The organism is Bacillus sp. SSR7 (assembly GCF_055902415.1).
The window spans coordinates 118,377-144,443 of the sequence record NZ_JBVVXV010000014.1 but is presented as its reverse complement, the minus strand read 5'-3'; the positions used below and the strand labels follow the sequence as shown (position 1 = coordinate 144,443).

At 36.3% G+C, this 26,067-nt stretch carries 23 protein-coding genes, 2 pseudogenes and 2 other annotated features; of the genes and pseudogenes, 8 read left to right on the top strand and 17 right to left on the bottom strand.

Annotation, left to right across the window (positions count from 1 at the left end; translation table 11 throughout):
- Nucleotides 1–158 precede the first annotated feature (158 nt).
- Nucleotides 159–542, bottom strand: a pseudogene (locus tag AC0NJG_RS21840) (Y-family DNA polymerase); the annotation flags it as partial.
- A 348-nt stretch (nt 543–890) separates the two neighbouring features.
- Here AC0NJG_RS21840 and AC0NJG_RS21835 point away from each other — a divergent pair.
- The 3 genes from AC0NJG_RS21835 (at nt 891) to AC0NJG_RS21825 (ending at nt 2,438) form a co-directional block, all read left to right on the top strand.
- Entirely contained in the window at nt 891–1,421 is a 531-nt protein-coding gene (locus AC0NJG_RS21835; protein WP_098382502.1) for a hypothetical protein, read from the top strand.
- A 406-nt stretch (nt 1,422–1,827) separates the two neighbouring features.
- A complete protein-coding gene (locus AC0NJG_RS21830) occupies nt 1,828–2,046 on the top strand; it encodes an amidase domain-containing protein (protein WP_474063443.1) in 219 nt (72 codons plus the stop codon).
- 119 nt (nt 2,047–2,165) lie between these two features.
- Complete coding sequence (locus AC0NJG_RS21825; protein WP_061130487.1) at nt 2,166–2,438, top strand: HU family DNA-binding protein; 273 nt, start codon at nt 2,166–2,168, stop codon at nt 2,436–2,438.
- Between the two features lie 200 nt (nt 2,439–2,638).
- On the opposite strand, the gene AC0NJG_RS21820 is transcribed toward AC0NJG_RS21825, so the two are convergent.
- The gene (locus AC0NJG_RS21820; protein ID WP_336577415.1) at nt 2,639–3,070 is read right to left on the bottom strand and encodes an SMI1/KNR4 family protein; all 432 of its coding nucleotides are present in this window, start codon (nt 3,068–3,070) and stop codon (nt 2,639–2,641) included.
- Between the two features lie 53 nt (nt 3,071–3,123).
- On the bottom strand, nt 3,124–3,303 hold the full coding sequence (locus AC0NJG_RS21815) for a DUF4083 family protein (protein ID WP_336577416.1): 180 nt from the start codon (nt 3,301–3,303) through the stop codon (nt 3,124–3,126).
- A 716-nt stretch (nt 3,304–4,019) separates the two neighbouring features.
- Here AC0NJG_RS21815 and AC0NJG_RS21810 point away from each other — a divergent pair.
- Genes AC0NJG_RS21810 through AC0NJG_RS21800 form a run of 3 tightly spaced genes read left to right on the top strand, consistent with a single transcriptional unit; the run spans nt 4,020 to nt 6,045 of the window.
- Nucleotides 4,020–5,285 carry a Y-family DNA polymerase gene (locus tag AC0NJG_RS21810; RefSeq protein WP_474063427.1) on the top strand — a complete coding sequence of 422 codons (1,266 nt, stop codon included), beginning with the start codon at nt 4,020–4,022 and terminating at the stop codon, nt 5,283–5,285.
- The gene (locus tag AC0NJG_RS21805; protein WP_088118911.1) at nt 5,282–5,623 is read left to right on the top strand and encodes a YolD-like family protein; all 342 of its coding nucleotides are present in this window, start codon (nt 5,282–5,284) and stop codon (nt 5,621–5,623) included. Before AC0NJG_RS21810 ends, AC0NJG_RS21805 begins: the two co-directional genes overlap by 4 nt.
- A gap of 47 nt (nt 5,624–5,670) precedes the next feature.
- Nucleotides 5,671–6,045, top strand: a complete 375-nt coding sequence (locus tag AC0NJG_RS21800) for a hypothetical protein (RefSeq protein WP_474063442.1) — start codon at nt 5,671–5,673, stop codon at nt 6,043–6,045.
- 306 nt (nt 6,046–6,351) lie between these two features.
- Here the strand turns inward: AC0NJG_RS21800 and AC0NJG_RS21795 are convergent.
- From AC0NJG_RS21795 to AC0NJG_RS21780, 4 genes and pseudogenes are all read right to left on the bottom strand, one after another.
- Nucleotides 6,352–7,182: pseudogene (locus AC0NJG_RS21795) on the bottom strand (peptide ABC transporter substrate-binding protein); the annotation flags it as partial.
- 644 nt (nt 7,183–7,826) lie between these two features.
- Complete coding sequence (locus AC0NJG_RS21790) at nt 7,827–8,162, bottom strand: hypothetical protein (protein WP_474063426.1); 336 nt, start codon at nt 8,160–8,162, stop codon at nt 7,827–7,829.
- Between the two features lie 73 nt (nt 8,163–8,235).
- Nucleotides 8,236–9,096 (bottom strand): hypothetical protein, encoded by an 861-nt coding sequence (locus AC0NJG_RS21785; protein ID WP_474063425.1) that lies wholly within the window; start codon nt 9,094–9,096, stop codon nt 8,236–8,238.
- 151 nt (nt 9,097–9,247) lie between these two features.
- A complete protein-coding gene (locus AC0NJG_RS21780) occupies nt 9,248–9,850 on the bottom strand; it encodes a DUF3967 domain-containing protein (protein WP_474063424.1) in 603 nt (200 codons plus the stop codon).
- A gap of 269 nt (nt 9,851–10,119) precedes the next feature.
- On the opposite strand from AC0NJG_RS21780, the gene AC0NJG_RS21775 reads away from it, so the two are divergent.
- On the top strand, nt 10,120–10,866 hold the full coding sequence (locus AC0NJG_RS21775; protein ID WP_474063423.1) for a hypothetical protein: 747 nt from the start codon (nt 10,120–10,122) through the stop codon (nt 10,864–10,866).
- A 108-nt stretch (nt 10,867–10,974) separates the two neighbouring features.
- Here AC0NJG_RS21775 and AC0NJG_RS21770 read toward each other — a convergent pair whose 3' ends face one another.
- Entirely contained in the window at nt 10,975–11,661 is a 687-nt protein-coding gene (locus tag AC0NJG_RS21770) for an IS6 family transposase (RefSeq protein WP_474063422.1), read from the bottom strand.
- Nucleotides 11,662–11,790: 129 nt separating this feature from the next.
- Complete coding sequence (locus tag AC0NJG_RS21765; protein WP_474063421.1) at nt 11,791–13,470, bottom strand: glutamine--tRNA ligase/YqeY domain fusion protein; 1,680 nt, start codon at nt 13,468–13,470, stop codon at nt 11,791–11,793.
- Nucleotides 13,471–13,546: 76 nt separating this feature from the next.
- Nucleotides 13,547–13,805, bottom strand: a binding site (T-box leader).
- A 295-nt stretch (nt 13,806–14,100) separates the two neighbouring features.
- Nucleotides 14,101–14,339, top strand: a binding site (T-box leader).
- A 47-nt stretch (nt 14,340–14,386) separates the two neighbouring features.
- On the opposite strand from AC0NJG_RS21765, the gene gltX reads away from it, so the two are divergent.
- Entirely contained in the window at nt 14,387–16,045 is a 1,659-nt protein-coding gene (gene gltX, locus AC0NJG_RS21760) for a glutamate--tRNA ligase (RefSeq protein WP_474063420.1), read from the top strand.
- Nucleotides 16,046–16,325: 280 nt separating this feature from the next.
- On the opposite strand, the gene AC0NJG_RS21755 is transcribed toward gltX, so the two are convergent.
- The 8 genes from AC0NJG_RS21755 to AC0NJG_RS21720 all read right to left on the bottom strand — a co-directional run bounded on the left by AC0NJG_RS21755 (nt 16,326) and on the right by AC0NJG_RS21720 (nt 26,046).
- Nucleotides 16,326–17,420 carry a SagB/ThcOx family dehydrogenase gene (locus tag AC0NJG_RS21755; RefSeq protein ID WP_474063419.1) on the bottom strand — a complete coding sequence of 365 codons (1,095 nt, stop codon included), beginning with the start codon at nt 17,418–17,420 and terminating at the stop codon, nt 16,326–16,328.
- Nucleotides 17,398–18,012, bottom strand: a complete 615-nt coding sequence (locus AC0NJG_RS21750; protein ID WP_474063441.1) for a nitroreductase family protein — start codon at nt 18,010–18,012, stop codon at nt 17,398–17,400. The genes AC0NJG_RS21755 and AC0NJG_RS21750 overlap by 23 nt, the downstream gene beginning before the upstream one ends.
- A gap of 409 nt (nt 18,013–18,421) precedes the next feature.
- Nucleotides 18,422–19,450, bottom strand: coding sequence for a serine/threonine protein kinase (locus tag AC0NJG_RS21745; RefSeq protein ID WP_474063418.1), 1,029 nt, complete (start codon nt 19,448–19,450; stop codon nt 18,422–18,424).
- Nucleotides 19,416–20,891 (bottom strand): hypothetical protein, encoded by a 1,476-nt coding sequence (locus AC0NJG_RS21740; RefSeq protein ID WP_474063417.1) that lies wholly within the window; start codon nt 20,889–20,891, stop codon nt 19,416–19,418. The genes AC0NJG_RS21745 and AC0NJG_RS21740 overlap by 35 nt, the downstream gene beginning before the upstream one ends.
- Nucleotides 20,892–21,078: 187 nt before the next feature.
- A complete protein-coding gene (locus tag AC0NJG_RS21735; protein WP_474063416.1) occupies nt 21,079–22,458 on the bottom strand; it encodes an MATE family efflux transporter in 1,380 nt (459 codons plus the stop codon).
- Between the two features lie 317 nt (nt 22,459–22,775).
- Nucleotides 22,776–23,846 (bottom strand): HesA/MoeB/ThiF family protein, encoded by a 1,071-nt coding sequence (locus AC0NJG_RS21730; protein WP_474063415.1) that lies wholly within the window; start codon nt 23,844–23,846, stop codon nt 22,776–22,778.
- A gap of 11 nt (nt 23,847–23,857) precedes the next feature.
- Entirely contained in the window at nt 23,858–24,925 is a 1,068-nt protein-coding gene (locus AC0NJG_RS21725; protein WP_474063414.1) for a SagB/ThcOx family dehydrogenase, read from the bottom strand.
- Nucleotides 24,922–26,046 carry a SagB/ThcOx family dehydrogenase gene (locus AC0NJG_RS21720; RefSeq protein ID WP_474063413.1) on the bottom strand — a complete coding sequence of 375 codons (1,125 nt, stop codon included), beginning with the start codon at nt 26,044–26,046 and terminating at the stop codon, nt 24,922–24,924. The genes AC0NJG_RS21725 and AC0NJG_RS21720 overlap by 4 nt, the downstream gene beginning before the upstream one ends.
- Between the last annotated feature and the right edge of the window lie 21 nt (nt 26,047–26,067).

Genomic DNA, 26,067 nt, shown 5'->3' with positions numbered 1-26,067 from the left:
ATTATCAAAAACAAAGTACCATAACAAACATTAAATGTCGTTTATGGTACTTTGTTAACGTATGGTAAAACCAAGTTTTTCAACTTAGAAATTCCTTAGCGTACGAAATTCGCGTTTAGTTGGTGAGACCCCTTTTAGAATATGTAGAATAGGCACTTAGCAAAAAGAGAAAATACGTTGTCAATCTGTATAAAGCACTCATCAATGCTGTACTGGAAATAATATTCAGGGGGAACGTACTGCAATATAATCTTTGCTATGTAGTTAGAGCAGCGTATGTATGTGTCCATTTGTGGATTTACAACTAGTACACCTAGTATATTTTCTAGTTCATATCGCCGACTGCCCTGCTTTATACCTAAATTTTCAAGTGGTTTTGTGGCAGCTAACACAACAGAACCTGGTCTTGTAGTATCGCTAACTACCGCTAACTTTGTTTGTAGTGGATCATAACCTAGTTTGACGCAAGAAACAGATGCAAAAAACGAAACAAGATCTAGGCAAAATATAGTATTATTTGGGCAAAGTGAATAGTCATACACTATTTTAGTCTTCTTAACAGAACGTATGTTCTTATTATATTCCTACTCACCATAAAATATTCAACTCATTTTACGAAAATATGCTTGTTTCTTATTGGAAAATTATTCAATTCTTTTGGTGTGAAGTTTTTTTAAATTGACAAGGTATCCAGCTAATATTTTATCGTCATTTTATAAAATTTGTTTCTAGTTTTAAAATTAGGATTTTATATAAACTTACAGAAAAAGTACAGATTAGAAAAATAAAATCGAAAATGGAATTTTTTTGGAAAAAAGAAGGTTTAGATGAAGTTTAATAGAATAATTAATATATACATGTATAAAAAAATTTAAAAGGAGTGTTAATGTATGTCGATTTTAAAGAAAAGAGGTTTTTCAGTAACAAAGAAAATATTTTCTTTGTTAATCGTTTTGTGCTTTGTTACGTCTTTTACAACTAGTGCTTTTGCTGAAGAAAGGTTGCCAAGTTCTCACCCTTCTAAACAAGAACTCGTTCAGGCAGCAAATGAACTAGAATATATTTTCACGGATATTATTGTCGAAGATAAAGCTACTGGGGAATATAACGTTAATGAACAAGAATTAGATAAATCAAAATACAGCGAAGAGCAAAAGGAGGGCATTGTTTATTTTACTGAATATTTGAACGAAAATGATTCGGTAGCTTATGCTTCAAGCGCTTTTAAAAGATGTATGTCTGAGGCAATTGGAATAACTGGTAGCGAGCTTAATAAATTCATGAAATATGTTGATGCGAAGGATTGGAGTGGAGCTGCAGGTGTTCTTGCATTTTTTGGGTTAGCTATCCAACCTGCGACTATATTTTTATTTGCAATGACTTGTGGAGCTAGCCCTGCTAGTACTCCACCTGCTAACTAAATGTAAAAGGATAAGGATTATTTATGATTAATACATTAATAAACATAAAGGAAGTTGCTACACTATTACTTTTAATTTGTAGTTTCTTATATATTAGGCAATTAAGAAAAAGCAAACGAGAAGGAAAAGCTTCCAAATTTGAGATTGCTATGTATATAGTTACTTGGCTAGCAATCGCTCTTTATGCAATTAGTTATTGCATCCTGCATTTAGGTAATTTAAATTAATTTTCTAAGTAAAAAGGAGCAAATCATTTGCTCCTTTTTTATGTCTAAAAAATATTAATTGTTCTTATGGATAGCTTTTTATTAGAGTGAATAAACAAATTTTCTTCTACTTAATTTGAAAATAAATAATAAATTATCTTTCAAATATATAATACTTATTATCTTCTGGATAATTTACTATAACTACTGTTCTATCCTCAGTATGGAAAGGTTCAGCTGCAGGTGATGTAGTACAATATAAAGAAACTTCCTCGGGAACTATGTGGCATACTGTTTTTGTTATTAAAAAAACACCAGACGGTCCAAGGATAGCTCAACATAGCCCTGGTAAATTTGACACACCAATTGTTCTCCCTGTAACTTCTTCTTACAGTGTATTAAAGTTTAGTCAATCTTAAAAAATAAAAAGAGTAGTCTTATAATTAGTTTATAAAAATATATAGGTATGGTACTAATTGCATCAAAAGTATAGGCACGTTATAATAGTCACCTAATTACATATAACGAGGTGTAGAAAATGAATAAGACTGAATTAACAAAAGCAGTAGCAGAAAAAGCAGAACTTACACAAAAGGATGCAGCTGCAGCAACACAAGCTGTTTTAGATACAATAACAAATGCGCTAGCAAATGGAGAAAAAGTACAGATTCTTGGTTTTGGTACATTTGAAGTACGTGAAAGATCTGCACGTACAGGACGTAACCCACAAACAGGTGAAGAAATGCAAATCGCCGCTTCAAAGGCACCTGCTTTTAAAGCTGGAAAAGAATTAAAAGAAGCAGTGAAATAATTATACATAATCAAAAGGGGTTGATATTCATATCAGCCCCTTTTTAATGGCCTTGTTGGGAAAATACTAGCATTTTTGAAAAAAGCCACACTAAGAAAAAAACTAGCCTCTCTTGTAGGGGCTAGTTTACGTAAAATTCGAAAACTGAAGTAATTCTGCTTGTATTTCTTGAAAGGAATTGTGTTGTGGTTTGTTATATATTATTCTTCCCACCACTCATTTTCAATTGCATTTTCAATTTTCTCTAATAAGTGTTTGTAAAAGTTGTCCGATTCTGGATAGATACCTTTTTCATGAGCACTCCAGTTTACAACAGGACATTCATTGTTCATCATTTTTTCCGTATCTAAACAATAGGAATACTCATCGCAATGCTCAATAATAATATATCCTTTCGGAATGTTGAAGGACTTAAATCTGTCATGGTAATGCAAAATATCGTTGCAGTCGTTCACATATAGACCATTACCCCCGCCTCCATATTCCTTTAGAAACCATCGGTAACTGTCTGGAAGCTTTACGTTAAGTCTCTCTTCAACTTCTTGAATAGCTTCTTCTTTCTCTTTATAGAAATACTCCCTTTGATTATTGAATTCAAGCAATTCTCTAATTTTACTGCGATACAACTCCATTTATGTTCCCTTCCTTTTCTTCATCTCAACAACAACTCCCTCTGTTTGGAGAGTCAATCTTTGTTTTGTTTTTCTAACAGTTGAATAACCCTATCTAACTTTTGCTCAACTGGATCTTGCTTTTTGTGATTGCTAGTATGCCGAATTATACGTATAATCCCGCCAAATAGTGCACCGATGATTACTAAAATAATAGCAATTCCTATGTAATACATAGGGTTTTCTAAAGGCATTATTTAGAACCTCCTTTTCCCCTATTTTACCATTTGAAAGAATTGATATGTTGTTTGATTTTTGTTGTATATTCTATACATATCAGGTTAACATAACGTCTCATTATTGGTAGCAAGGAAAAAGGAGGAACCCTACTCTCACAAAGAAAACTCCTTTTGTGTTCTATCTACCTATATAATTTTTTATACATCCATATTATAGTGCGTTTTTAGGTTTGTTATTTGTTACTGAATCGGTCAAAAAACTGTATAAAATCGTGCATAATCTTAATGTGGAGGCTTTTGGAAATACTGGCGGTATTCTTTTGATCATAAAACAAAGGTATCAATTGAAATATACACCTTAATATATGTAAAATTTCATATATTAAGATTAAAAATAATGTTATACTAAGATTAACCAAGAAGCATCCAAGATTCTTTGATTAATCACTACATTTTCCTTAAAGCAATATCAACAAAAAAGACACTGTATAGTGTCTCTTCTTTTATATTTCGTACCTTTAATCAATAGTAAGAGGATATATATCTATGCCCTCTTATTGTTGATTGGTGTTAGAATTGCTGCTCCCACAAGCAGAATATCTGAAAGACACTCATATAAGAGTGTCTTTTCTTTATGCAAAAGATTATTTTTAAACAAAAACTCTTTATAAAAGAACGCAAGTTCGTATATAATAAGAACGAACGTTCTTATTATATAGGGAGGAATAACAGTGTATGACTATTCTATCTTACCGAATAGAATCATCTTATGTGTTGATTTACGTAGCTTTTACGCTTCTGTAAGTTGCATCAAAATGGGGTTAGATCCTATGTATACAAAATTGGCAGTAGTCGGTGATGTAAATAGAAACGGTTCAATCGTATTAGCTGCCACTCCCCCATTAAAAGAATTGGGGGTAAAGAAGATGGCCAGATTATACGAGATTCCTCGCAGAAAAGATATTCTTGTTGTAAATCCAATTATGGGTACTTATATAAAATGCTCCAATTACATAACAAAGCTAGCTTTGCAGTACGTTCCTATTGAGGATTTTCACCAATATTCCATCGACGAGTTCTTTATGGATATTACGGATAGTATTCATTTATTTGCTAACGATCCCTATGAGTTTGCGTTGAAATTTAAACGTGAAATATATGCGAAAACACGGATCGAATGCACAATAGGAATTGGCCCTAACCCTTTAATGAGCAAAGTAGCTTTAGATATTGAAGCAAAGAAGAATCAAAACGGCATTGCTTATTGGAAATATGAAGATGTCCCAACAAAATTATGGAGCATACGACCGCTTAATACATTTTGGGGTATTTCGTACAAAACGGAAGAAAAGCTGAATCGAAAAGGAATACATTCTATAGGAGATTTAGCCAATTACCCTCTTAAATACTTAAAACAGAGCTTCGGTAAGATTGGAGAAGAATTACACTTACATAGCTACGGAATTGACTTTAGTCGCATTTCAGAAAAATATGTTCCTGCCACAACTTCTGTTGGGAAAAGCCAAATTTTAATGCGTGACTACACAATAGAAGAATTTCCGATTATTCTATTGGAACATATAGAAGAAGTTTGTTATCGGCTTAGAAGACAAAATAAACTTGCCCAAACCGTTCATTTTTCTGTCGGTTATAGCAAAAGTTATAACGGTGGTATTAGAAAAACACATACTTTAAGTCGTCCAACTAATCTAACAATGGATATTTATAAGATCTGTACATACTTTTTACATCAACAATATACTGGAGAACCCATCCGTAGCATAAGCATTTCTCTAACGAACCTAATCCAAGAAGGAGAGGAACAAATTTCTCTTTTTGATAACATAACGCAGCGAGAACAAGAAGTAAAATTAACAAAAGTAATGGATGAAATACGCACAAGGTTTGGGAAGAACAGCATATTGCGGGGTGTTTCCTACACTCATAACGCCACAGCTAGATATAGAAACACACTGATAGGAGGACACAGAAAATGAGCAACGCTAATATGCCAAAGGGACGCGGAATGGTGAAGTGGGCTCCGTTCGCAGCATTAACACCCCAATTTGATGGGATACATGAAATCATTAAGGAACAACACAAAGTCACCCGTCCAATTTTAACAACTGAAGAAAAAGAACGAATTGAAAATATGCTAGTATGTTCCTTATTATCTGAAGAAGAAATATTAATTTCATATTATGAAGACGGTTATTTACTCTCAGGTTATATGACTGTTGTTGATATTGATCCGTTAAATAGCGCTGTTATATGTACGGATGCTTTTGGTAACAAGATGAAACTACAATTTTCTAATATAATAGATGTAAAATAGAAAGCATGTAAGTGAACATGTTGGAACCTTATAAAGGAGTGTATAAAATGCAAGGGAATCAGATAAGAAAGAATACAGCAGGAGTAGTTATTCATAATGATATTAATAGCTATCCCTTTCTAAATATACCTATGATTATTAATAAGAAAGACGGGGTAATTTACGAGGTGTTAAGCGCTGGTTTTCAATCGAATGATGCAGTAGCAATGATAACAACGGATGGTTTTGCTACAACCAGGATAAATGCACCGATTGTAACAGTAAAAAACAATGATGGTAGTCTTCAAGCATACCGCTTACCCTTCGAACTGGAACATTGGGTGTTTTCTTGTTTGCAAGCTGCTTCAGTAGGAAATAATCCATTTCCAAGTAAAGTTGCTTTTGGAATTATTGACACTAAATTTTATGTAGAATTCAAATAAAAATGATACTACTACAAACAGCAAAAAAATTTATTAACAAATGGAGTTGATCAATTGTTTTATAAAGTATTAAATATGTATAGCGTCATTAATTACGATAAAAAATTATACGAGCAGGTTCAAAAAAACATCGAAGAATCTAGAGGTTATGTTTGTTATATTAATTCCAAAAAGAACACTGGAAAAACAAATTCCAGATATGAAAAGTATTTGCGTTATAAACAAGCGTTATATACAATCCATAAACCACATAATCCAACTAAACAAAAAGACGATTTCAACTATCACTATGAAGCTCTAGTAGGGGTCACCCGTTAACCCTACACGATCCAATTGTCCCGCTTCATACAAATTAATTTCAGTTGCTTTATCCTTAACAACATCAAAATTAATTTCATCTAATTTAACTGTTTTCGCATCCCAATAATTTTTGTTCTTTTTAAACTGAAAACTTTGCTCATGTTTCCAATTCTCTAATGTAAACGCTCCATTATAAAGTAATTGGTCCGCTTCTAAACCATATTGCTTCCCTTTTTCTTTAAAGTATTCTTCATTAATCGGTAAAAATGTCGAGAAAGTTGTTAGATGAATAAAATACGGTACAGGTTGCTCCAACTGTACTTCTAATGTTTTATTATCTATAGCTTTAACTCCCAGCTGATCAACAGCTAATTCCTTGCTATTTATCTTTTTTGCATTTTTGATATCAAAAAATAAAAACGCATATTCCGCCGCTGTATCAGGATTAACAGCTCTTTTCCAAGAAAACACAAAGTCTTCGGCAGTAACAGGAGTTCCATTCGACCATTTTGTTTCTCTTAGATGAAATGTATATGTTTTTTTGTCAGGGCTTATATCACAAGATTCAGCCACACCAGGAACCGTTTTATTCTCATCACCAAGAGTATACAACCCTTCAAACACATTCCTCATCACATTCATTGATTCTCCATCGGTTGCTTTTGTTACATCCATTGTTGGGATCTCTGCTATATAGGGCAAATGAATAGATTGTTTCGCTTCACTTTTCCCTTCTCCTGTCGTTGTGCTACTTCCCCTTCCTGGGCTACTACAAGCAGTTAACAGCAGTCCAAATCCCATCACAGTAGCAATTACCGGTGTTACTTTTTTTAACATCTTAATTTCTCCCTCTCTAAATATGAGGTTCATATAATTAAATTATCTATATATTGAATTTTACAGTATATAAAGAGACAGATCACCTTTCCTGTTATACCTTATGACATCTCTTATCATTAAAGATATTTAACCTATACAATAAACCTCTTTTTCTCATATCACTAAAAACGTAGCACTGTTTAGATTATTGTGTCAATCATTAAAATGTATTTTTATTACGGTATGTGAAATTATATTAATAAAATAGACACAATGCTCCCAACAAACACGAATAGCCCCGTATTGATTTAGGGCAAATCAACCAGGCAATTTTCACTATGTATTGTCAGTAAAACATTTAACAATATATATCCCTTATGTGACATTTTTTCAGACACTAAATTTATTCAGGTGCACCAGGCTATGTATGTGCCCGATTATTCGTGACGATCATCCGTTTCTTTTCGATTGAATACACCATGATCAGTAGCTTAACCAATCGAATCTTATGCATAAAAAAAGATTCATTTAACCGCATTATAATTATTTCCAATATTCTCTCTGTATATACAATTCATTTCTTGCATTTGTTCTATAAAATACGGACGCTCTTCTACAATCAATTGATCTCTTCCTAAACAATCACAACTTCTGATTTAAATTTAATGTTGATTTCTCATACAATCTACAAATTCATATGCTTCAACCTTTATCTTTCCATAACCTTCAATACAAATGTAATATTTCCCATTATAATGCAAAACATCCTTCACCGCACAAAACTCTTCTTCACTTCGATTAAAAACATAGTCATACTTACTTATTTCATTAGGGTGTAATCTAACTAATTCATCCCTTATACTCCCTATATCAATAGCTATTTTCTCTTTACATTCATTACATTCCCATGTTTCTCTATTAACTTTTTCACTTTCTATTTCTTCGTTACAATCACAATTATAAGATTCATTTTTAAAGCGCGCTGAAATTATTCTCATGAATATTCCTCCTGTTATGATGGTTTTAATCACATTTCAATATCAAATATACATATATTGTTCTGTTTTTTTACTAAAAATCAAATTTTTCCAAATATTTTATAATTGCATTATAGCAATCTGTAGTCCAACTCAAAACAATCTCTTTATTCGTAAGATAACCTAAATCATTGTCCAAATCCTCTAGTTCAGCACTTCCATTTTGACTTGTCTTATACATCAAAGTGAAAAGTTCTTCCATGAAGTAATGTAAATATGACATATACACTACAAAGAAGTAGCGAAAACTGTAAAGATTGGCATCATTATATAATAAATACTCTTTATCAAATACAGTATCTTCCAAACCTATTTTATAGATTTGAAATGGAATGTCACTTGAAGCTGCAAATGCTGCACAATTACTTCCTCTATGAACTAAACCATTTCTATATTCCCCAACTAAATAAAACCAAGAATGATTTATTAATGAAGTAGAGTAGTTTTTTTCTTTCGCCTTATCTTTCAGAAAAACAAAAATATCTTTTACCTTTTTTATTTTCTCCATTTCATCTCCATAATTCAACCTGACAATATGCAATAGATAGTCTATGATTGTACGATATTTCACAAAAAACAAATCAATATCTAACCCTGCAAACACATCAATTCCTGTCTTATTACTCTCAACACCCTTTTGCTCCAATCCCTCTTGGAGTCTACCAATTAAATGATAAATTTTAGCTACTTCTTGCCTAATTGCTTTTGTATACTCAAAAACCTCATCAATATTCGTTACCCTTTCAAAATTAAACATCGGTTTTAAAAACAAGTTCATTTGCGCTTTACCATTTGTTTGAAAATCCAAATAATGCTTAACTATCAATAAATCATATAATGTTTCATCTTTTAATGCTTTTAGTTCATCCATTTCGTTTTGCTCTGTTATATCCATTTGAATTCTCCCTCGAAGTTACTTAATGTTATAACCACTATTAAAATATCTCTTCCTTTATTATACAAATAACAAAAGAAATACGAAACACTTTTAGTTTAGATCATTTCTCTTCTATCACAAATATGAGTACATCCACTAATGAATGTGCTTATCCCAAAAATTTCCACAAGGCTTTCTTTTTTGCTGCCGCTATTTCTTGTTGGGCTGATACAATAGTACGTTTTGCATCTTGGATCTCTCTAACCATTTTCATTAGATTGTCATCTCTCAGTTCCAGCCTTTTTTCTATTCTTTCTTCACGTTCCTTACGATCCTTTATATCGTTTTCAATTAATTTATTTCTTTGATCAATGCGATCACTTAACCTTTGTTCCAATTCTAATAGGTTTGCTTGCTGCATCTTATTAATCTCTTGTATCATAGCGCTATATTGTTGTTGAAATTGGACCTGTACTTGATAAGGTAATGAGTCAGATTCCTTAGCATCTTCTTTTTTGTTTTCTATTCCAAATTGTTGAATAATCATTTTTGCTGATTTCTCTAATGTCATACCGTCTTCTCTACTCAACTCTACTAATTTTTCAATAAGTAATACATCAAAATCAGTGTATTCCCTTCTTCTTCTACTATTCTTCTTTACTATATAACCTTCACGTTCCAGGACATCCGAATACTTTCTAAGTGTGCTGCTTTTTACTCCTAAGCGATCATAAACTTCATTAGCGGTATATAGTATTTCTGTATCTGACATAGCGCTACGCACCTCCTATAAGGAGAATTCCATATCCATAGAGTAATAACCTCTTACAATCCATCGACGAAGCTCGTACGGTCTTTGCTGTATTTTGTCAGATTAATAGATTGTACATATTTGTTACCTTTAAAAGTAACTTATTATAGAATTCTCTGACGTTTTTTTCGATATATCTTCTGGTAACAAATTTGTCCTCGTCATATAATATGAATATCAAACTCTAAGATTACGGTATGTGAAATTACAAATCCGAGTGAAGGGTTCTTATGGATATATCCCTAAAAATAAACAAGTCTCAAGATCCACATAATATAGTTATCAAAAACATTTCCTCTGTATTTAAAAAGGAATGGCTTACAAGTTATGATTACAAGAAACAAAAACCTATACGCTATCAAAGTCAACAAGCGCCAGGTCACCTCTTTACCGCACAAACTATAAAACCAGTTCTATACCTAACAAAATTGACACACGCTGCTTTATATGAAGATTACAACCTTGTATCTTCTTTTCTAAAAAAAGATGATTTTGCCTGGAAAGAAGTTTTAAAGCACAACAAAAACGGCGGATTATGTATTTACGCAAGTGTTTTACTTTATTATTTGTTATTGACATCAAATGAAATATCTAAGAACAAATTATCCTTTATGCAAGGCTATTACCATCACGAATTCCATGGTCAACATATTCTAAAAAACATGCATCAAAACGGATTATTCGGACTTCATTCTTACATTCTCTTTGATGGGTACGTAATCGATACTACAATCCATCAAATCGCGTTTAATTTTTATCCTGATGAACACCGAGAATTTAATTTTATAGGCGAAACCGCTGGTGGCATTAACCTATATGGTTTTAAAGAAACTAATAAAACCGTACATAAATATGCCAAAAAGTTCGCTAGAGATTCTAGCATGACAGTTGAAGAGTGGATTGATTATCATACATCTACAATGAACGAATACACTACAAATCAAATTTCACTTCTAAATGATAAAAAGGACTCATGATTTATTCAAAGAGTCCTTTTCTTCAATATATATTATAAGTCTTACTGTTCATGGTTGTGTTACAAAGTTTGAAAAAGCATAAACGAGTGGATAAATAAGGGGAACTATTTATGCAGTGGTCATTAATTGTTGTAATTCATTGTACACTGAGAAGGCGAAATCTGTTTGAAGATTTCGCCTTTGTTTATATATAGCCTGAATCGTTTCGATTCCTTTGATGGTACGAGAAGCATGACGAAGAGTTTGAAATCCAGCTGATTTTACAAACCGGATTTTGACATGTCGATGATCTTGTTCAATGAGATTATTACGATGTTTAATGGTACAGTGTTTGGTATGTGTATAATAATCGGCTTTTTGTAATTTTTTGAATGCACAAAGTAAAGCCGGGGCCTTGTCTGTCGTAAGAACCGATGGTTCTCTAAAATGTTTTACCAGTCTTTTCATAAAGGCATAAGCAGTTTGATGATTACGTGTTTTTCGAAGTTGAAAGTCCAGTGTATGTCCATCACTATCAATGGCACGATACAAGTAACACCATTCTCCTTTAATTTTGATATACGTCTCATCCAAATGCCAAGCATGGAGTGCCGATTTGTTTTTCTTCTTCCACATTTGATAGATTAGATTTCCATATTCATGAACCCAACGCATCATAGTTGTTGGATGAACTGACACACCACGTTCCTTGAGAATCTCAGATACATCACGATAGCTTAAAGAAAAACGACAGTAATAGCCAACTGCTACTAAAATAATGTCTTTTTTGAACTGTTTTCCTTTAAAATATCTCATGTATCATTCTCCTCAACACATTTTCCCTACAGTTTAGCTTCATTTAAAAAACTTTGCAACGGAACCGATATGGATCTTTTTTTTTCATTTTTTTCGGAATAAAACAGATTGTGTTTCAACTTTAAAATTTTATTTTTTCTTTCCATTCCAGGAATCCTTTAATGAAACAATTCTGTTAAAAATAAATTTTTTATCCGTTGAGTATTTATCTAAACAAAAATAACCATGTCGGAAAAATTGAAACCTCTCCTCAATATTTGCATTTATGATACAAGATTCTATTTTACAATCATTTAGAACCATTTTAGAATCTGGATTGATCTTTTCGTTCCAAGTTTTTTGGGAGTCTTTCACAATCTCTTCATTATGAAATAACTTATCAAATAAGTTTACTTCAACTGAAATACAATCTTCAGCTGAAACCCAATGAATAATTCCTTTTACTTTTCTTCCTTTAAACCCTGTTCCACTCTTAGTTATTGGGTCATAAGTACATAAAAGTTCGGTTACCTCACCTGTGACTTCATCCTTAATAACATCATTGCACTTAATAATGTAGGCACCTTTTAATCTAACCTCTGAATTTAAAGACAATCTTTTATAACCTTTTATTGGAATTTCCATAAAGTCATCCTTTTCGATATAAATTACCTTTGAAAAAGGTACATCCCTACTTCCTAACTCAAGATTTTCTTTATTATTTTCAATCGATAAGAGTTCAGTCCTATTTGCATCATAATTTGTTATAGTTACTTTAAGCGGGTTTAAAACAGCCATTACACTTTGAACTTTTGTTTTCAATTCATTACGTACAATACTTTCAAGCATTGTAAAATCAACTGTACTTTGATGTTTTACAAAACCAATTTCATTAACAAAAGATTGAATACTTTCAGGGGTAAACCCCCTTCTTCTGAGCCCTTTTAAAGTTGGTAATCTAGGGTCATCCCATCCATCTACAAACTTTTCTGTAACTAACTCCCTCAAATAACGTTTACTCGTTACAACACCAGTTATATTAACTCTGCCAAATTCTCTTTGTTTTGGCGGTTCCTCAATTCCTAACTCTCTTAGAACCCATTCGTATAAAGGACGATGATCTTTAAATTCTATGGAACATAAAGAATGTGTTATGCCTTCAATTGCATCTTGTATAGGATGAGCAAAATCATACATCGGATATATACACCAATCATTACCTGTTCTATAATGATTTGCGTAAATTATCCTATAAAGAATCGGATCTCTTAAATTAATATTTGGCGATTCCATATCGATTTTTGCTCTTAACACCTTTGAACCAGTTGGAAATTCACCATTTTTCATCTTTAAAAATAAATCCATATTCTCCTCAATAGTCCTATTTCTATAAGGGCTGTTTTTACCTGGTTCTGTCAGAGTACCTCGATATTCTTTAATTTTTTCAGGTGATAATTCACATACATAAGCTTTACCCCTACGTATTAAACTAATTGCTGCATCAAATATTTCATTTGAATAATCAGAGCCATAGAATATACGGTTGACAGGGGAATATCCTAACCAATTTATGTCTTCAATAATTGCATTAACATATTCAATATCTTCTTTTAAAGGATTGGTATCATCAAATCGAAGATTAAATGTTCCATTGAACTTTTGAGCAATCATATAATTAATATTAATAGCATAAGCACTTCCAATATGAAGATAACCATTTGGCTCAGGGGGAAACCTTGTGCAAATTTTTCTACTATAAATGCCCCGCCTTATATCTTCATCAACGATTCGTTCTAAACTATTGAAAAATTCACTCTTCTCTTCGTTCACTTTTATCCCTCCAGTAATAAAATATTGTACTTTGTTCTTATCAAATAAAAAATCTCGTCCCCAAGACTATTCCAGTCTTGGGGACGAGATTTTTTCGTGGTGCCACCCCAGCTTATTAATATGTCTCCATATTAACCTCTTCAGGTCATGCGTTAATAAAAACACTTATACCTTAGCTCTATAACAGGAGCTCCTGTCACACTATCCCTCTATAAAATAGGTTCCAATGTGAATGCTCAGAGTCTTGGTTCAATAAATAATTCTTACTCCTTTTCAGCGGCTGGAGCTCTCTGTAAAGAATTAATTTTATTTACTCTTCTCTTCGTCGCTATTACATTATTTGGATTATAAATTAATATTTATATTACCAAGTTCATTGGTATTTGTAAAGATATTATATGTAACCACATTAACTATAATTCATCTTTCAGATTAGATACATTCAGCAATCCAAAAATGCATTTCCTCTTGAATATGCTACCCATCATATTCAAGAGGAAATGCTTAATTTTCCGTTGAAAATAACATAGGAGGCATATAATATAACATGATTAAGATATATAAATTCCGAATATATTCTTGACAATTTTTTTATAATAAATTAATGTATCAGTAATAATACATATATTGTAAAATGCAAAGAAAAGGAAGAGTAATTAACCACTCGAATCTTAGAGAGCCCATTTTGGTGAAATTGGGTATTCGAGCTTAGTGAAAGAAGCCTTGGAGCAGTAGACTGAAAATTCAAATTAGGTCTACCGGGGATTTCCCGTTAAAGAAATGTGTGGCGAGATAATAATTTGCTGCACAATGAGCGGGTTTTTAACCAATTTAGGTGGTAACGCGGAAGCAAGTCTTTCGTCCTTTAACAGGATGATAGGCTTTTTTTATTTTGAATTTATAAGGAGGATATGATATGTCAAACGAGAATATGGCAGAGCTATTATTTCCGGATATACAACAGTTACCTACTGATATTTATTCACTATATTATCCAAGGGAGTTATCCAAATCTTCTATGGTAACCCGTTTTGCACCAAGTCCAACGGGTTCATTGAATATTGGTGGGCTTTACGCAGCTTTAATATCAGAAAGATTAGCACACCAAAGTAACGGAGTTTTTTTCCTACGTATTGAAGATACAGATAAAAAACGCGAAATAGATGGTAGTATCGAAAACATTATCAATTCACTGCAATACTTCGGGATTCATTTCGATGAAGGTCCTACCTTATCTAATGAGGAAATGGGCGCTTATGGTCCCTATAAACAAAGCTCGCGAATACACATTTACAAGGTATTTATTAAACACTTAGTGCGAAATGGATTAGCATATCCTTGTTTCTGTGATACGGAAGACTTACAAAAGATAAGATCAATTCAACAAAAGTTAAAAGTAACAACAGGTTATTATGGTCAATGGGCTAAATATCGATATATTTCTTTTCAACAAGCCAATGAAGAGATTTCGAATGGTAAACAATTTGTTATCAGACTTAAATCTTCAGGTTCATCAGAGAGAAGAATAATGTACAATGATTTGGTGAAAGGCCCCATTGAGTTACCTGAAAATGACCAAGATATTGTTATAATGAAAATGGATGGATTACCCACATATCACTTTGCACACGCTATAGACGATTATCTGATGGGTACAACTCATGTTATTAGGGGGGATGAATGGCTTTCATCTGTACCTATCCATATTCAGTTGTTTGAAACGTTAGGTTTTAAAAGACCAGAATATGGACATATTGCTCCAATAATGAAGCAAGTCGGAACTTCTAAACGTAAATTCAGTAAACGTAAGGATCTTGATGGCACAGCTGAATATTACAAAGAACAGGGATATCCAGGAATAGCTATAGGTGAATACTTTATGAATCTAATCAATTCTGACTTTGAAGAATGGAGGATGGCCAACCCTCATAAGTCATTTAGAGAATTTTTTATCTATACTGGTAAAATGAGCGCTAGTGGTGCATTATTAGACATGAATAAACTCGATGACACTAGCAAAGATGTTATATCTAAGCTCACCGGTGACCAGGTTTTTTCCTATTTATACAATTGGGCAAAGGAATTTGATTCTGAGTTTTATCATTTAATTGCCAAAAATAAAGAATACACTTTGAACATTCTAAATGTGGGGCGAACAATAAAAAAACCAAGAAAAGATTATTCAAAGTGGTCAGATGTACAGCCCATGATTGCTTTCTTTTATGATGAATTATTTAAAAAGGATATATTGAACGGTTATAATTTCCCTAAAAATGTAAGTTTGGATATTGTGAAAGAAATTATAAGCGGATTTAGCAAAACTTATAGATTTAATAGTGAAAAGGACGCTTGGTTCCATGAAATTAAAGAACTTGCTGGGGAGATAGGATTTGCAAAGGATGTCAAGCAATATAAAGCTAATCCTAACAATTACAAGGGACATGTTGGGGATGTAGCTATGGTAATTAGAGTCGCCCTAACTAATAGAACAAATACACCTGATTTGTTTGATATTATGAAAGTAATGGGTGAAAAAAGGGTTTTTGAACGACTAGAGCGAATAATACTATCATAAGAGTTTGAAATAAAATGACCGGTCGAACTCCGGTCATTTTATTCGTTTGGGATAAAAATGACCGTTACTAAAAAATTCAATTGTCATAAATTATGAAACAACTGAATCAGACATTACAAGCCACCCAGTAAATCATTTCATCTTTATGACATTATCCTCTGTATCACCTAACAACGGAAACTAGTGGGTGGCTAAAATAGCGGTGAATGTTCATTCTTTAACTTCTATTCTGTTTCGTTAAACAAAATAATTCTAACTAAGTTGGAATAAGAATTTGTTATCACCAAAGCGCCACTGCTGCCATCCCCCCTTCAGTCAACATTTCTATTCCTAGTCTTTCAGCTCCCGGAATTTGAGTAATCGGGAATATTTCCACCATCATTCCGTGGCTCCGGGCTATCAACTCTACAGAGGCGCATAAATGTCCAACATCGAAATGAATAGATCGAAATATGTGTGGTTCACGGTATCGGTACATACTGCGTTCAAACACGGCTGTTAAGAGTAAAATCGCACGTGGTGGCTTTTTACTCTCCTTAGCCAGCGCTGGAATCCATGCAGATAAGGATTTGAAATCAATTTGTTCGCAAGAAATATAATCCATTTTATGATCACCAACACATACATGGTACCAGCCTTTATCTAGTCCCTCTACATCCTGCACAAGAGCATAGGCTTCTACAGGATGTCGTGCCCCCATTGAAGGGCTAGTCCGTAAATAAAGAGGCTCAGATGTTTGATCATCCGAATGATTATGTCTAATGACACCCACCTTACCAAAGGCTACAGCGCATAACTTACGTAGCTCCAGAATACCCCATTCATTTTGGGTAAGATGCCGGTAAGCATTCCTAACATTCCCTGGCACTAAGTTAACTCCTATTGTGGGTAATTGAAGACGCTTAAGGGGACTAGGATATTTTTTAAACCGAGAGTTATCTGGTTCTATCTTCCTATACTCCTCCATTCGCTTAGAATCAATAGAGCGACCATTCCCTGCATAATCGACAAACGGGTAGTTATAGGTTAATAGTAAATAATCCCAGGCCCCCTGCCAGCCATTTCGCGCGAAGCTAGCCATATACTCCCGATTTTTCTGAAAATTATAGTCTGTAGTGATTATCAGCAGTTCTTTATGCCTAAGATTGTCAAGGATTTGCTCAAGTAACTCTACAGGAAGCGACATGAGATCCCCAACTTTCTTTATAGCTACTTGTTCTTCTATTGGCTCGACACATACAATTAGAAGCATGACGGCAGCAAGCGGTAAGGAAAACCGCCGCCTAGCCTCAAGGTGATCAACAATCCAGCGTTGTTGATTGACAAATTCCCGCGCCGGGCGTATGCGAGCACTAATTTGCGTTTGAATTTCCATTATCGTCGCTCCTCTCAATCATTTTTTGTGCCCCCAATGTAATTGTATATAAGATTGTTTCCCGCGCCTTCTGTATCGGTAGCAACTGCTCTGCCTCTCGCTCACGCAGAGCTGGTGCAGTTAGGCCACCAAGTCCTAGGGCATCTGCTGCAATTAGCAACTCGTGTCCAAATCTCCCTACTTCTATTAATAACCCCCGAAGTGAGTCCTCTCCATGGTGACAGTGTGCGTAATCAAACAAGTCAACAGTAAGAAAAATAGAACAGGCAGCGGTAAGTGGAGCACTTTGCCCGAATAGTAAATGGGAAACTTCTCCCCTTAGCATACCAGGCTCTAGCAGTTCAATCCCATGAGATTGTGGATAATATCTATAGAGACCAGGTTCTATCCCTTCGACAGAGTAAATAATTATATACACCCCTAAAGAGTTTGATTTATTCATTTTTTCTATTATAGGATTGCGGAGACGGCTTAACCCGTACCACAGAATCCCACTGAATTTCCATTCCGCAAGTGATTTATCCGCATACCGACGTAGAGTACGCCTTCTTAAAATAACTTCTCCTAAAAGTAGGTCTTCTGGAAAATCCATCAGATTCGTGAGGTGTTTGACCTTAATATCTGTCATAGAATCCGGGTGTCTATGTAGCATATTTCCTTGCCTATCCGGTTTTACATGGGACCACAAATAATACTCAAGTACCTGATCCCAGCCACGTCGCTCCCAGTGCTCCAAGTCACTACGTGGTTCTATCTGTTTCTCTTCACAGAGGAATCCCTGTTCAGTAAGATACGCCTGTAAATATAGCTTATCTTTCTCCACTCCTGAGGTGTATATAGCCAATAAATCCAAGAGGTCACTTATTCCTACTTCTACTCGATTCCCTATTAAGGGATTTGAAATAATAACCTTTCCACGCCCATCAAACCCTGGACTCATTACTGTGAGATCTTTCCAAAATAAAGGTGCCATCATAGTGCTTCATCTCCTTCTTGACATGTCACTGATTGGTCATAATTTGATCAATTGCCACCTCCAGTTGGCATTGTATCCAATCAAAATCGGTGCAACGTTGCTCATAATCTAACTCTGACATCGCTTGGTATACTTCATTGATAGCCTCTGCTCCTTGCCTCCAAGGTCCGGTTGTTAGTTCCGTTATAGAGGGCAATGGGTATTTCTTCTTAATAACTTGAATAGCACGTCGATAATTCTCCCTTCGTCTCCCATCTTGGACATAACAAAATAGATGCCCAAAGTCCAACATAAAGTCCCTTTGATACAAAAACTTCATAAGTCGCGATCCAGTCCACAGTTCGAAAAGGATTGCCCCAAGCTGGAAAAAATCTGCTACTGGAAACTGAGCAGGCGTAAAAGCAAAGCCGCAGTATAATTCAGGAGCCCCATATAGATGATTAGGGACAAAAATAGAGTACCAGCGATCATATCGTTCCCCCTGTGATATAACCGAACTTCCTTCTCTATAAGAGAGAGCAAAGTCAATTAGTTTCAAGCTCCCTTCTTGGAACAGCACACAGTTGTTAGGTTTCAGATCCCTGTGACTAATTCCTTGTTTGTGTAATTCCTCTACTGCCTTACAGAGCTCCCTAAAGAGGTGTAAAGATTCCAAAGGATCTCTATCTGGTGATTTTATATATTCAGAGAGATCCCTTATTCCTCGTTCTAAAGGCAAATAGCGAAGGTTTACGGAAAGTTCTGTGCCATCAGAGTTTGTTGAATTCAATTGAAATTCACAATTTTCATCTAAAAGTTCTACCACGTAGGACTTTCCTTTTAGCTCACTCAGTATTCGCTCTTCACGCTCAAAAGCCGCTCGCCAGTATGGATCATCTACACCAGGGTGAAGAAATTTCAATACAACCGGTTTATCTGTCAAGACGTCCTTAGCTGCAAATAGCAAAGAAGAGCAGCCAAGAGGTGGCTTCATCATTAGTTTTAGATTGATATAACGATTTCCGATGATTAGCTTCCGTTCAATACTTTCCACTAAAATTTCTGTGTAGTCCATCATTCTCCTCCTCTAGTGATTCTATCTTTGAAGCTAGGCTAGAAATCAAACAAGGAGTCATAGGGCCTTGTGATAAATAACGTTCCGTAACTCCAGTAACGTACTTCCCCTTCGGAAAAGCAGCATGTATCCGCTCTAATGCTCGCTCTGTTTCCAAAAGTCCGACCGCATACGGTAATGAAGCCCACCCAAGTCCACCGCCAAAACGCATTCCCTCTTTAATAATGCTAGGGTATTGCCTCGCGATGTCCTGAAGTAAATTGTTGGCAACATCACGTCCTTTATCCATCAACGTTAGTGTGATTGCCGATGGCATCAGTCGGCGTATCCTTGAGTAGTGCATCTCTAGAGCACCTTTTGGAGATAAATCAGCCAAGATACCTTCAGCAAATACACCCCATCCCTCTAATCCCACGCTACTTTGTAAGCACTCGAGGTACGGACCCACAACACCACCACTTCTTCGCCACACATGCTCATGGTGTCCTGGACAAAGATCGTGTGCAACAGCAAGAGTCATATGGAGGCGGAATCTGCAAGTCAACGGAGCGTTACGGTACACAAGTAGTGGTGAAACTAACATACGTGCCTCTTGCCCGCTATCCGATAACGGCAAGTAAAGTACCTCAGTAGCAAGAAACGAAAGAAGCCGCTTCCCCACCTCGATACGAGCAACAGGTGCTGTGGTATGAACATATGTCCCTATCGATTTAGATCTTAAATGACGATATACCGAGTGGAGCCATTGAAGCACACCAGCTGGATCATTATTTCTTTCATGAATTTCCATTTGTTCATGAATTTCCATCCCCCATTCAGAAACAAAATCCCAATTTGTAAGCTGACCAAGTTCCTGAAATGACCCTTCAACTTGTTCCATATTAGAGAAATGGTCCAATTCTACAAACAGACGATTATTAAGTGCGTTAGCCCACCAATTCACTGATTGTCCGGTTCCAAAACAATCAAATAATAAATGTTCCATATTATCGAGACTTAACCCACGCTTTGATACGTTAGCCCCTTTTTCCAAAACAGACCAACGTCGAAGTTGGGAACATAGTTGTTCCAATTGATTCGAGATCCTGCTCGATACAGTCCCCCTATCTCTTATGAATTCTTCAATTGCAACGGCTAAGTTCTCTGCAGCATTTTTATCGTCAGAAGAAACAACTATATAGCCAGATTCTTGACGCTTAGCAGCTAAATCCAACCAATTGAGTGCCGCATGGAGACGTTCAGAAAGTCGATTGTCAGTCGCCTCTGGTAGGGGTGGATTAAGGGAAAATGGTAGTAGTGAAGCTGCAATAAGCTGAAAGTACGGCATAAGACTTGTCTGGTATAGACGTTGTACATTAGTTTGGTATAACTTCTCCTGTATAAAACGATCCAACTCCTTCACTACCACTCGGTCTGTCAGTTCAAGGGTCTGGCGCCTCATTACTACGATGTCTGAGGCTAGTGACTTCAAATCTTCAGCGTAATCATTTAGACCTTGGTCCGAGAGGTCCTCTACTCGATCCCATTGAACAGAACCACATAGCGAGGCTGAAATTGGCTGTTTTTCACGATATAGCATGTAGATACGCTCTGCTAAGAGTCTAACTGGTTCTGACACAACAAATGCTTTAAACTTTCTGTTGTAATCCATCATGGACTATTTCCCCCTGTTCTTCAGTGATTTTCATTGTTTTAGCAAGCATTATCTGTCCTATAGCAAGCCGACCAAGCCAATAGGCAATATAGCCAATATAAAGGCCCGTTAGCTTCCATCCCACAACAATTCCTAGAAACCATGCGATAGGTAATCTAAGAAGATATCCCGGCAATACGTTCGTGTACATATCCCACTTTGTTTTGCCCATCCCCCGCAGCGCGCTAACGTTTGTACAAGCTAGGGCTACGATTGGCGCGCACAAGCCAATGATTCTTATTGCATCCAATGATGCTTCCTGAACTTCGATAAAAGATGTAAAAATGCTTGCTACACCCTGTGGCCAAACAATCAGCGGAATAGCCAATAATGTCAGGATTACTGTTAGTAACAAGCGGCTCCGCCTGATATAAACCTGGATCATTCCCAAATTCTTAGCACCCCAAGAGCGACCTACAAGAATTTGGCAACCCATTGCAAGACTCATTGCAATTGAAAAGAAAATCATAATCAGATTAAAGGCGATACGCCCACCTGCAAGGTAAACACTCCCAAGCATCCCCATCATAATGAAGAAAAAAGTATTGGCAGCATAGTCGAACGCGCCTGATAATATTGCTGGTAAGCTTATATTACGAATCTGGTTAAACTCTTTTACTTTGAAGTGAAATTTATAGAGATTTATACGCCCAAACAGATTTTTTTTGTAAGCCACTACTATTAGAAATAAAAGGCCTGCAATACGCGCAAAAACGCTAGCAAGACCCGATCCAGTTGCCCCAAGGGCCGGGATTGCTCCTAAACCATGAATGAGGGGATAGTTAAATATCACAGTTGTTGATGCAACTAATATCATTGTATACATAGACCACTTTGTCTGCTTTTCAGCATTAAAAGTACTTTGAATCAGTATAGTGGGAACCATGATTAATAGCTCTGGAGAACGGGCATACAAATAATTTGCTCCAGATTTCAAGACATTAATAGAGTCTGTCATGAACAACATCAGCCAATCGCTAGCAACTAGAAGGATTGTTACACAAACCAGAGATACTCCTCCTGCGAATACCAGAGAATGGCGAAATGAAACTCCCACCTGTTCTGGTTTATCAGCCCCAAAACGCCTAGATGCTAGTATTTGATGCCCTGTTAATCCGCCCATAATAATATTCGTAAAGATATTGAAAACAGCAGCAGCTGCCGCGACACCTGCTAAACCATCTACACTGAACCTCCCCATCATGGCTGTATCGATTACACCAACAAGCATGGACGTTATAGATCCAGCAAGAATAGGAAGAGATATGGAAAGAATCTCCCAGTAATTACTCCACTTCCAAGTTAATTTCGACATGACATCCATCCTCCTTTCTAAGAGTTGCAGGATCAAAATCTTCAAGAATTCAAAGAACAATCTGCATTTATATGTTAGACAAGAATATCAAATTTAAGGTTATCAGCATCCTCATAAACTTATACTTTCATTGTTTGGTATAAATAAAAATAATTGTTAATTCTCAATAGAAATCCAGATTTCCATCATGATGACTATTGGCAAGTCTGAATGTATGACTTATGTATACAAGCGAAAAATCGTAGCTAACCAGCAGAGCTCGGAAGCATGGGCACCCGAGCTTACTAATCTCTATCGTTTTTCGAAAATTTATACACTTAAATACTGCTGCAGACAGGACATTGTTGATTGCGCTCTCCCGGCCTAAATGTAATTTTGTAATTATAGGGATCAACCACATACATACCTGTAAGACTTCGGGCTTGCTCACTACCTGATAGATAACGAGCTGCTTCAAATACAATCAGCCCAGAACTAATGGACATAACTGGTGAAAAGGGTGTTCTTGGCGGCATCCATCCTACAGCATCAACCATTTGTAATGTTTCTTTAATTCCCGAATCATACTCAAACATACACTGATGACATAAGGTCTCCCCTGGAATGCACAGTGGTCCCACTATACACTGTCCCCCAAAGAGAACAGGAACCTGGCAATTAAAGCATGCTTCAGCAATCACATTACGAGTGCGACTGGAGATAAATCCAAATGGGTTTATTACTAAATCAACCCCATCTAAAAGCGGGATTAAATCTTCTGCTTTCTCAATGTACAGTGCATGTCCTTCATACCGAATCTGTGAATCTACCTCTTGCAACCTTCGCGCCGCTGCGTCGACTTTGAGCATCCCTACATCCCCGGAATTGTATAGAATCTGCCTTGGCAGATTACTTGTTTCAATGTGATCAGGGTCGACCGCTACAATGTGCTGAATACCAATACGAGCCAAATTCAACATTATCCAGCTGCCAATCCCTCCTGCGCCTACCACCAACACTTTACTACGTCGGAGGCATAGGTCAAGGTCGAATCCACTTACTCCTTCTCTTTCCCATTGATCAAAGAACCACTGTTGACGCTCATAAAGACTTCCCGTTTGCTCTTGCAAAGGAGGAGCTACCACAATAGCCCCAAGCTTCGACAAAGATTTAACAAAACCTTCCACTCGTTTCGGGTTCATTCCACTCTGCTTACTTAGTTTTTCAACGGCTCCTTCAATTGGTATACCGATTTTAAGTAACTCTAGTAGCTGTCTAAATTCCTGTGCTGAACCATGTAAGAGAAAACGTCGTTGGGTTGGGAGAGACCATATTTGGATACCTTCTGCACTCAATAAATAATCCCATCCCTTGCTTAATCGTAGCACTTTTGTTTGGACGTCTTGCATAAAATACCTCCTTATGCCAGTGTAAGTGTGTAAAGAACTTGCTCACGAGTAGGATCGAGTCCCAGCAATTCTGCTGCAAGAGCATCCTTCACAGCTGGTGTATGGGCTGTCAACTTCCCGTAAGCAGTAGCACACAGAATCGTATAATGAACCGCTCTACCAGCATCAATAAACAAATTACGCAGGGCTCGTTCATGACGGTAGCGCCACTGATACCGCTCATATTCGGCAACGTAAAGTAGCGTACATCCAGCTGTCAAAGGCCATTTCAGTCCATACAGACAAGCTGACATCTGTTCACGGCACTCACCAGGTACGATAAGCTCCATAGCATGATTCTCTACATCATAAAGATAAATGCCTGATTCCATACCTTCAATCCCATAAACAACAAGGTAAATATCAAAGGCACAACCAAAGCTGTACAGGTATGACCTATTTCCTTTTGTTTGTGGAACATTCCTACTCCTGCGTATTAACTGTGTGCCATGATAAAGGATACTACTCAAGATATCATGTTTAAAATGCCGGACTGGTATATGACGAGCAGCACTGCGACGATATAACACTTTGTTCAAAGGGATATCGGGAAGAGGTACCGGTTCAGCTAGTGATTTAGCTTTTTCTCCTACTCGTTTATGAGTTGGTGGTTCACCATCTTTATCTAAGTAATCCTGCAATATTATATGATTTTTTGTACGATAATCCTCTATCTTATCAGCGAAGTCTCTAACTCGAGATGATAAAAAGTAACCTATTGAATCGTTCCAATTACGGCTTTTCCAATGCTCTATACCCGCAAGCATCGTAGGATGTATCTGCGGTGCATCCAGTAGACCAAATTCGCGTAAACGCTCTGCCGTCACCCCAGCAGGACATTCAGGTTTTTGTAAGCTACCCTTCAGTAATTCTAGTGCCGCAGAACGATTTAGTAGAATATTCTTTCCTAATAAAGGATTCTCAAATTTTACATATCCGCTCTGTTCTTCACCTACATGCATTCGCATAAAAGTAAGCGGACTCCATCCTTTCTGGATACCTTTTTCATCTTTCACTTGTTCAAACGATTCTAAATTCATAGCTCTTCTACACCTCCTGCCAATGCTACACCAAACATCGCTCCTTCCTCGAGCGGATAAATCCCTAAAAGGGACTCTATGTGTTGATCGTCAATCGAATGGTGGAATTGACATCTTAATCCCATTGAATTTGCCACAGTTTCCATGGTTACACATAAGTGACCTATATCCATAAAGATGGATCGAAGGGTGCGTGGTTCCCTGTATCGGTACATGTTACGCTCAAAGTAAGATGTCATTACAAGGAATACCTGTGGCTGGAACTGCGCTCTTCGCATTGGCCCAGAAAATAGATCATATAGAATCTCTTTGTCTGGTAAGGAACCCACACGCTCTAGTGCATTAGCAGCCACCGAAAAGTGGTAGATACCTGGTTCCATTCCATCAACATTTTGAACGAAAGCGTATCCTTCAGTCGGATGTCGAGAACCACCCGATGGACTTGTCTTACGGATCAAATCTGCTCGATTAGGATCAGCAGATCGTTTTTTGTAGCGTAGCGTTCCAAAAAGTGTAGATAAGAGTACCTCGAAACGTTCCGCATTGAGCGACTTCCCTTTACACTCTTGATTCCAAACTCGATTAAATGATTCTGTCAGTTTATCAAGTGCTGCTCTGGCGGTGATGGTCGGAAGGGTTTCTGAAGCATTCATGGGCGACTTCACGCGGTTCACATCTGGCTCTGCCGTAGAGTAATCTTTCATTCTAGAAATATCTAGTAAGCGTCCGTCAACTGCATAATTTACGAATGGGTAGTCATAGGATGCGATTTGATAGTCAGCTGCTTGGTCCCAACCATATGACGACCAGCGCTGCTTGATTTGCATTGCCCAAGTATGACTGTCGTTTCCTGGAGCGACTAATAATCCTTTTTTTTCAAATTCACTAATTAGCATCTTAAGAGGTCGTGGGTCAATTGAAAAGAGCGATGCCACTTCAGCAACCGCATCTTCTACACTCCTTCCACCCATAAATGATACGAGTAGAGCACATGCGGGAACTGATACACGAAACCGTCGGCGAAGCATTGTAACAAGCCATTTCTGTTCGCCAACCATAGGGGGTTCAAACCGAATTGATACATGGGTATGTAACACCTGCTTAGTACTTATCGAAGACATAGTCATCTCTCCTTCAATAAC

Coding starts and splice junctions, on each gene's coding strand:
- AC0NJG_RS21835 (WP_098382502.1), top strand. CDS start 891: ATGTCGATTTTAAAGAAAAGAGGTTTTTCAGTAACAAAGAAAATATTT.
- AC0NJG_RS21825 (WP_061130487.1), top strand. CDS start 2,166: ATGAATAAGACTGAATTAACAAAAGCAGTAGCAGAAAAAGCAGAACTT.
- AC0NJG_RS21820 (WP_336577415.1), bottom strand. CDS start 3,070: ATGGAGTTGTATCGCAGTAAAATTAGAGAATTGCTTGAATTCAATAAT.
- AC0NJG_RS21815 (WP_336577416.1), bottom strand. CDS start 3,303: ATGCCTTTAGAAAACCCTATGTATTACATAGGAATTGCTATTATTTTA.
- AC0NJG_RS21805 (WP_088118911.1), top strand. CDS start 5,282: ATGAGCAACGCTAATATGCCAAAGGGACGCGGAATGGTGAAGTGGGCT.
- AC0NJG_RS21800 (WP_474063442.1), top strand. CDS start 5,671: ATGCAAGGGAATCAGATAAGAAAGAATACAGCAGGAGTAGTTATTCAT.
- AC0NJG_RS21790 (WP_474063426.1), bottom strand. CDS start 8,162: ATGAGAATAATTTCAGCGCGCTTTAAAAATGAATCTTATAATTGTGAT.
- AC0NJG_RS21785 (WP_474063425.1), bottom strand. CDS start 9,096: ATGGATATAACAGAGCAAAACGAAATGGATGAACTAAAAGCATTAAAA.
- AC0NJG_RS21780 (WP_474063424.1), bottom strand. CDS start 9,850: ATGTCAGATACAGAAATACTATATACCGCTAATGAAGTTTATGATCGC.
- AC0NJG_RS21775 (WP_474063423.1), top strand. CDS start 10,120: ATGGATATATCCCTAAAAATAAACAAGTCTCAAGATCCACATAATATA.
- AC0NJG_RS21770 (WP_474063422.1), bottom strand. CDS start 11,661: ATGAGATATTTTAAAGGAAAACAGTTCAAAAAAGACATTATTTTAGTA.
- gltX (WP_474063420.1), top strand. CDS start 14,387: ATGTCAAACGAGAATATGGCAGAGCTATTATTTCCGGATATACAACAG.
- AC0NJG_RS21755 (WP_474063419.1), bottom strand. CDS start 17,420: ATGGAAATTCAAACGCAAATTAGTGCTCGCATACGCCCGGCGCGGGAA.
- AC0NJG_RS21750 (WP_474063441.1), bottom strand. CDS start 18,012: ATGGATTTTCCAGAAGACCTACTTTTAGGAGAAGTTATTTTAAGAAGG.
- AC0NJG_RS21745 (WP_474063418.1), bottom strand. CDS start 19,450: ATGGACTACACAGAAATTTTAGTGGAAAGTATTGAACGGAAGCTAATC.
- AC0NJG_RS21740 (WP_474063417.1), bottom strand. CDS start 20,891: ATGAGGCGCCAGACCCTTGAACTGACAGACCGAGTGGTAGTGAAGGAG.
- AC0NJG_RS21735 (WP_474063416.1), bottom strand. CDS start 22,458: ATGTCGAAATTAACTTGGAAGTGGAGTAATTACTGGGAGATTCTTTCC.
- AC0NJG_RS21730 (WP_474063415.1), bottom strand. CDS start 23,846: ATGCAAGACGTCCAAACAAAAGTGCTACGATTAAGCAAGGGATGGGAT.
- AC0NJG_RS21725 (WP_474063414.1), bottom strand. CDS start 24,925: ATGAATTTAGAATCGTTTGAACAAGTGAAAGATGAAAAAGGTATCCAG.
- AC0NJG_RS21720 (WP_474063413.1), bottom strand. CDS start 26,046: ATGTCTTCGATAAGTACTAAGCAGGTGTTACATACCCATGTATCAATT.